A 1,751-nucleotide genomic window follows, 5' to 3' on the forward strand; every position below is an offset into this window, starting at 1 on the left:
GCACTTCGATGCGTTCCACGACCGAGGTCGGGATCGAGGCCAGGTCGGTGTAGCCGCCGGTGCTGGTGCCCATGCGCTTGCCGTCCAGCAGCACCAGGGTGCGCTCCGGGCCGAGGTTGCGCAGGTCGACGTACTGGCCGCCGACTTCTTCGCCCGAGGTCAGGGCATCGGCGCGGCTGATTGCCGGCGAACCGGTTGCCGACAGGTTCTGCACGATGTCGGCAACGCTGGTGAAGCCCTGCTTTTCAATGTCGGCGCGCTGCAGCGCGATCACCGGCTGCGCGGTTTCCATGCTCGCCTGGCGGATGCGCGAACCGGTGACCGAAATGCGGTCCAGGTCGGTCGTGCCGCCGGCAGCTGCGTCCTGCGCCGAAGCGAAGGACGGTGCCAAGGCAAGCGCAATGCCGGCCGGCAGCAAGCCGAGCCGCACTGCGGGAATACGAACGTTCATCAATCTCTCCAAGGTACGTGTTAGTAGCGTGTTAAAACGCCGTAGCACGTTACGATTGCGTTGCAGCGCTGTATTTGCGCGACACAACCGGAGACTTTGCGGAGTGTGGCGGAAGCTGTCCGTCGTTCTCGCGGAAGCGCGAGGCGGACTGGCCGTAGCGGGCGCGGAAGGCGCGCGCGAAGCTGCAGCAGTTGTCGAAACCGCTGGCGGCAGCGACCTCGCCGACCATCATGTCGGTGTCGCGCAGCAGATCGGCTGCGCGCTCGAGACGCAACCGTGCCGAAAGCGACTGCGGGCTTTCCTCGTACAGGCTCTGGAACGTCTTGGAGAGATACCAGCTGGAGAAGTTGGTCAGCTCGGCCAGTTCGCCGATGCGCACCACACGGTGGCTGTTGCCTTCCAGATACAGGCGCGCACGCTGCATGCGACCGAACACCTGGCGCTTGCGGCTGCGCGAGCGGCCGGGGCAACGCTGTACGTTGTCGGCCAGGCTGCGCTGCAGACCGGCCAGATGCAGCAGCAACGGACGTAGTGCCTGCGCCGGCTGCCCGCTGGCGAGGGCGTCCCGCCACAGGCGCAATGCCACCCGCGCATCAGCGCGGTTCATCTGGCCACGACCGGCGTACAGGCCGCAGTCRGCCATTTCGGTCAGCACGCGCAGCGCTTCCACGTTCAGGTTCATGCCCACGCACAAGCCGTTGCGTCCGGCCTGGACCAGTGGCCTGGACTCCTTCTCGAACGCGATCCACTCGCCCTGGCGCAGCCGGAACCGCCCTTCCTTGGCTTCCACCCACGAGGTGCCGCGCACCTGCATCCAGACGCTGAAACTGGTGCCGGCGGTCTGCAGGCTGCCGAGGCGGGCAACCCCCATGCAGGTCGGCGCGACATCGTCGATCRCCTTGTCCAGGGATACGGTTTGGCCACGATCAGCCAGCGAGAGTTGACGCATAGGGGCACCACGGATTTGCCAAGTACAGGCCTCCGTTTTGCCAAATGAGGTGACAGCGCGTCAGGAAAGACTGCCGAGATCGCCACGAATTCGCGGCGAGATCGTCACGAAGAAATTACGAAGGCCCTTTCTCGTTCAAGATCAATAATTTGGAGAATGCCGGGAACAGTGCGGGCGGTTGTTCGGGCAATCGCATCACACCGATGTCGGCACCATCGCTGATGGCCAGGGCCAGGTACAGGCTGTTTCCGTCGGCACTGGCGCTGAGTCCATTGCCCGCGCTCAGCCGCTGCGCGTCCAGGCAACGCTCCGCTTCTTCGCGTCCGGACTGGATACGGACCAGGGTCGTGC

Annotated in this window: 2 protein-coding genes and 1 pseudogene; all 3 read right to left on the minus strand. The window is 65.1% G+C overall.

The features are described 5' to 3' along the window. A partial coding sequence (locus AB4Y84_RS20840; protein WP_442250838.1) for a TonB-dependent receptor plug domain-containing protein occupies window positions 1–451 on the minus strand: 451 nt, incomplete at its 3' end. A gap of 49 nt (window positions 452–500) precedes the next feature. Continuing rightward, window positions 501–1,400, minus strand: a complete 900-nt coding sequence (locus tag AB4Y84_RS20845) for a helix-turn-helix transcriptional regulator (protein ID WP_442250839.1) — start codon at window positions 1,398–1,400, stop codon at window positions 501–503. A 115-nt stretch (window positions 1,401–1,515) separates the two neighbouring features. Next, window positions 1,516–1,751: pseudogene (locus AB4Y84_RS20850) on the minus strand (winged helix-turn-helix domain-containing protein); the annotation flags it as partial.

It is taken from the genome of Stenotrophomonas sp. 2YAF22 (assembly GCF_052114665.1).
GTDB lineage: Bacteria > Pseudomonadota > Gammaproteobacteria > Xanthomonadales > Xanthomonadaceae > Stenotrophomonas > Stenotrophomonas indicatrix.